At 73.1% G+C, this 3,967-nt stretch carries 6 protein-coding genes; all 6 read right to left on the bottom strand.

The genetic code is table 11. The features are described 5' to 3' along the window. Positions 1-748: biotin-dependent carboxyltransferase family protein (locus tag VFO68_RS19370; protein ID WP_325159733.1), on the bottom strand; the 748-nt coding region annotated here is incomplete at its 3' end. Then, entirely contained in the window at positions 745-1,377 is a 633-nt protein-coding gene (locus VFO68_RS19365; RefSeq protein ID WP_325159732.1) for an allophanate hydrolase subunit 1, read from the bottom strand. The genes VFO68_RS19365 and VFO68_RS19370, both read right to left, overlap by 4 nt. Before the next feature lie 143 nt (positions 1,378-1,520). Continuing rightward, on the bottom strand, positions 1,521-2,141 hold the full coding sequence (locus VFO68_RS19360; protein ID WP_325159731.1) for an FABP family protein: 621 nt from the start codon (positions 2,139-2,141) through the stop codon (positions 1,521-1,523). 156 nt (positions 2,142-2,297) lie between these two features. After that, positions 2,298-2,894: a peptidoglycan-binding protein gene (locus VFO68_RS19355; protein WP_325159730.1), complete on the bottom strand. Its 597-nt coding sequence runs from the start codon at positions 2,892-2,894 to the stop codon at positions 2,298-2,300. Positions 2,895-3,049: 155 nt separating this feature from the next. After that, positions 3,050-3,352 (bottom strand): DUF1416 domain-containing protein, encoded by a 303-nt coding sequence (locus VFO68_RS19350; RefSeq protein WP_325159729.1) that lies wholly within the window; start codon positions 3,350-3,352, stop codon positions 3,050-3,052. 18 nt (positions 3,353-3,370) lie between these two features. Beyond that, a partial coding sequence (locus VFO68_RS19345) for a sulfurtransferase (protein WP_325159728.1) occupies positions 3,371-3,967 on the bottom strand: 597 nt, incomplete at its 5' end.

The following is a 3,967-nucleotide window of genomic DNA, read 5'->3' as shown; positions in this document are numbered from 1 at the left end:
GGAAGATCACCGGCCGGCCGCCGGCCGGAACCTGCACCGCGCCGGTCACCACCCCCTCGCTGGCCAACTCCCGCTCGGCGTACGCCGCGGCCCGGCGCAGCGCTGGGCCGGCCAGCCGCACGCCCACCCGGTTGCTCTGCGGCGAGACCAGCCACTCCCCGGCGGCGAGCTGCGCGGCCGGCTCGTCGAACCAGCCCTGCCGGGGGCCGAGCCGCACCGGCACGGTGATCCGGTCCGGCGGCCGGTCCGGCGCCAGCTCGTCCGCACCGACCGGCGGCCCGACCGGGTTGCCCAGCGGGAGCACGTCGTCCGGCCGCAGTGGGTCAGGGCCGATCCCGGAGAGCAGGTCGGTGGCCCGCGAACCCAGCTCGGCCGGCACCTCCACGCCGCCGGAGATCGCCACGTAACAGCGCAGCCCGGCCTCCGGCGTGCCGACCTCCAGCACGTCACCCGGCGCGAGATGCACCGGCACGTGCGAGCCCACCGGCCGGCCACCCAGCAGGACCGCCACCGCCGGCCCGGTCACCGCCACCGTGCAGGAGCTCTCCGCGCGCAGCACCAGCCCGCCGAGCAGCGTCTCGATCCCGGCCGCCGACTCGGGGTTGCCGGCCAGCCGGTTGGCCAGCCGCAGCGCCGGAACGTCCAGCGCCCCGGACGGCGGCACCCCGAGATGGGCGTTGCCGGGCCGGCCCAGGTCCTGCACCAGCGCCTGCGGCCCGGTGCCCAGCACCGTCACGCCGCGCCTCATCCGGCCACCTCGAACCGCACCAGGTCGCCCGGGGCGAGCAGGGCGGGCCGGTCGCGGCGCGGGTCGAACAGCGGCTCGGCGTCCGCGGCGAGCCGGCCGATCAGCCGCCAGCCACCCGGCGAGGACCGCGGGTAGACGCCGGTGAACTCGCCGGCCACACCGATCGCGCCGGCCGGCACCGTGGGCCGTGGGGAGTCCAGCCGGGCCTGCCGCAGCGGCTCGGGCAGCCCGCTCAGGTAGCCGAAGCCCGGGGCGAAGCCACAGAACGCCACGGTGTACTCGGCGTCGCCGTGCAGCCGGGCCACCTCGTCCGCCCGCACCCCGGCGGTGCGCGCCACCAGGTCGAGGTCCGGTCCGTCGTAGACCGCCGGCAGCACCACCCGGCGCGGCTCACCGGCCGGTGGCTGCGCCAGGTCGGCGCCGTCCAGCACGGCCGGCAACCGGTGCTGGCCACCGGAGCCGGCCCGGAAGCTCGCCAGGACCGTGCGTGCCGCCGGCACCAGCTCGACCAGATCCGGCAGGTCGCCCCTACCGGCCGCCGCGGCCAGCGCCGCCCGGACCGCGGCCACCTCGGTCAGCGAGTCCAGCTCGACCAGCACCGCGTCCGCTCCGCACCGCAGCAACCGCACGCCCCGACCCTAGTGCGATTGGTGTCCGTCCCCGACCAACAGTCACCTCAGGGGACCGTGACGCCACCCAGCCACAATCCACCCGACACCCGCACCCATCCCCGGAACGCCACCACCGCATCAAATCCCGGAGAGGCGCGCAGTCAGCCGGCGACGCGGCGCAGGTAGGCGGAGGTGTGCGGTTGGAGCGGCTGGCCCACCATGGCGCGCTCCTCCACGTAGGCGAGATCGCCGTTGTTCACCAGGCCGTAGAGCCGCTTGGCGCCGGTGACCTCCTTGGCCGACGCGGTCCGCAGCACGGCGTCGGTGGCCAGCTCCCACGAGGTCTGGGTGCGCGGCTCGCCGAGGAAGATCTCCACGATGCCGGTGGAGTGAGTGAGCAGTAGCTCGATCGTGTCGTCCGGTCGCGGCCGCCACCAGCCGACCTCGCGGGCGGCCGGGCGGATCACGTTGCCGTCGGCGTCCAGCAGCCAGGCCCGCGCCTCGTGCTGGAGGAACGGCCGCCCGTCGTGGGTGACGGTGAGCTGCTGCCCGAACCGGAACGGGCCGTCGATGGTCGGGTAGACCACCTCGCCCTCGCCGCGCCACACACCCACCAGCGGCAGCAGCGCGAGGCAGTCCGGGTGCAGGTCCGGTCCCTCGCGCAGGTTCGCGGTGTCGTCCGGGATCGGCAGGTCCGGCCACGACGGGATGTTGCGGTGCCGGGTGGTCTCGGCCCGCTCGGCCGCCGCGCGCATCGCCGCGTCGCCGCTGCTCTCGCTCATCCGCGCTGCCGCACGTACAGCCGGTAGGCGACCAGGCAGGCGAACGTCGTCACCGCCAACTCCATGAGCACCAGTAGCCCGGTGAAGAACCACTCCACCCGGCAGAGAATAGCCGCACGCGGGACGGTCGCAGCCCGACCGTCCCGCGTGCGCGGTTCAGCAGCCCCAGTTGCCGGCGATGGAAATCACCTTGTTCAGCGCTGCCCAGGTCTTGGCCCCGACGATCCCGCTGGCCTTGATGCCGTTGGCCTTCTGGAACCGCTTCACCTGCTGCTGCATCGCCGGGCCGTACCAGGTGTCGGAGTCGCCGTAGCCATAGGTCCGGCCGAGGTAGCCCAACAGCGTTCCCACCTTCACTCGGTCGCGCTCGCCCGGATAGACCGAGAACCGCGGCGCCGGCCTCGGCGTCGTGAGCCCCACGGCCTTCGAGCCGACCAGGGCCTGCCAGGTCCGCGAGCCCACGATGCCGCTGGGGTTGATGCCGTGCTTGCGCTGGAAGTCCTTGACCGCGGCCAGGGTCAGCGGTCCGTAGTAGCCCGTTCCGGTCAGCGAGTAGCCCCGGTCCTTGAGGTTGAGCTGCAGTCCCTGCACCGTCGTTCCGCTCTGTCCATACCGGACCTGCGGCAGGGTGCTGGCGAAGGCCGCCGATCGGGCAACCGGGCCGCCGGCGCAGGCCGAGGCGACGCCGGCGCCGGCCGTGACACCCAACCCGGTGAGCAGAGCCGCGAGCAGGCCGAGCACGGCCGTGCGCACGCCAAATACACGCATTGTCATTGTTTTCCCCTCAGTGACAGCGAATTCCATCCTTCGCTCGATGGAATGGACGTCCCGGGGGCCGGCGAGTTGCGTCCCAAAAAAACGAAAACCCGCACGGTGCGCGACCGTGCGGGCTTCGCGAGGCCGGCGGATCAGCCGACGACGACCTCGACCGGGTGCAGGCCGGGACCGGCGGCGCTCACCTTCGCCTCGCCGGTGCCGGAGCGGTGCAGCGCGCGCACCGTCCAGTCACCCGGCGCGGCGTAGAACCGGAAGGCGCCCTCCGCCGAGGTCACCACCTCGGCGGTGAACTCGCCGGTGGCGTCCAGCAAGCGGACGAACGCGCCGGCGACCGGCGCGCCGCCGGCCAGGACCTGGCCGCTGACCACGGTTTCCTTCTCGATGTCCACGCCGGCCGGCAGCGCGGTGGTCTGCTCAGGGGCTCCGCAACTCATGCTGTCTCCTTGGGAAGGTCAGTGGGCGCCGGGGCCGATCTCCACCGGCACGCCGACCAGCGAGCCGTACTCGGTCCACGAGCCGTCGTAGTTCTTCACGTCCGAGTAGCCGAGCAGCTCGTGCAGGGCGAACCAGGTGTGCGACGAGCGCTCGCCGATGCGGCAGTACGCGATCGTCGACTTGGACTCGTCGATGCCGGCCGCCCGGTACAGCTCGCGCAGCTCGTCCTCGCTGCGGAACGTGCCGTCCTCGTTGGCCGCCTTGCTCCACGGCACGTTGATCGCGCTGGGGATGTGCCCGGCCCGCTGCGCCTGCTCCTGCGGCAGGTGCGCCGGGGCGAGCAGCTTGCCGGAGAACTCGTCCGGGGAGCGCACGTCGACCAGGTTCTTGGCGTTGATCGAGGCCACCACCTCGTCGCGGAACGCCCGGATCGCGGTGTCCTGCTCCTTGGCCGAGTAGCTCGTCTCGTCGCGCTTGGCCGGGTCGGTGTTCAGCGGGCGACCGTCCAGCTCCCACTTCTTGCGCCCGCCGTCGAGCAGCTTGACGTTCTGGTGCCCGTAGAGCTTGAAGTACCAGTACGCGTAGGCGGCGAACCAGTTGTTGTTGCCGCCGTA

The organism is Actinophytocola sp. (genome assembly GCF_035712165.1).
Lineage (GTDB): Bacteria > Actinomycetota > Actinomycetes > Mycobacteriales > Pseudonocardiaceae > DASYTH01.
Note: the sequence above shows the minus strand (reverse complement) of the source record. Positions and strands in the feature narration are given on the sequence as shown.

Bases quoted from the DNA above. Each gene is read 5' to 3' on its own strand.
- VFO68_RS19360 (WP_325159731.1), bottom strand. From the start codon at position 2,141: ATGAGCGAGAGCAGCGGCGACGCGGCGATGCGCGCGGCGGCCGAGCGG.
- VFO68_RS19350 (WP_325159729.1), bottom strand. From the start codon at position 3,352: ATGAGTTGCGGAGCCCCTGAGCAGACCACCGCGCTGCCGGCCGGCGTG.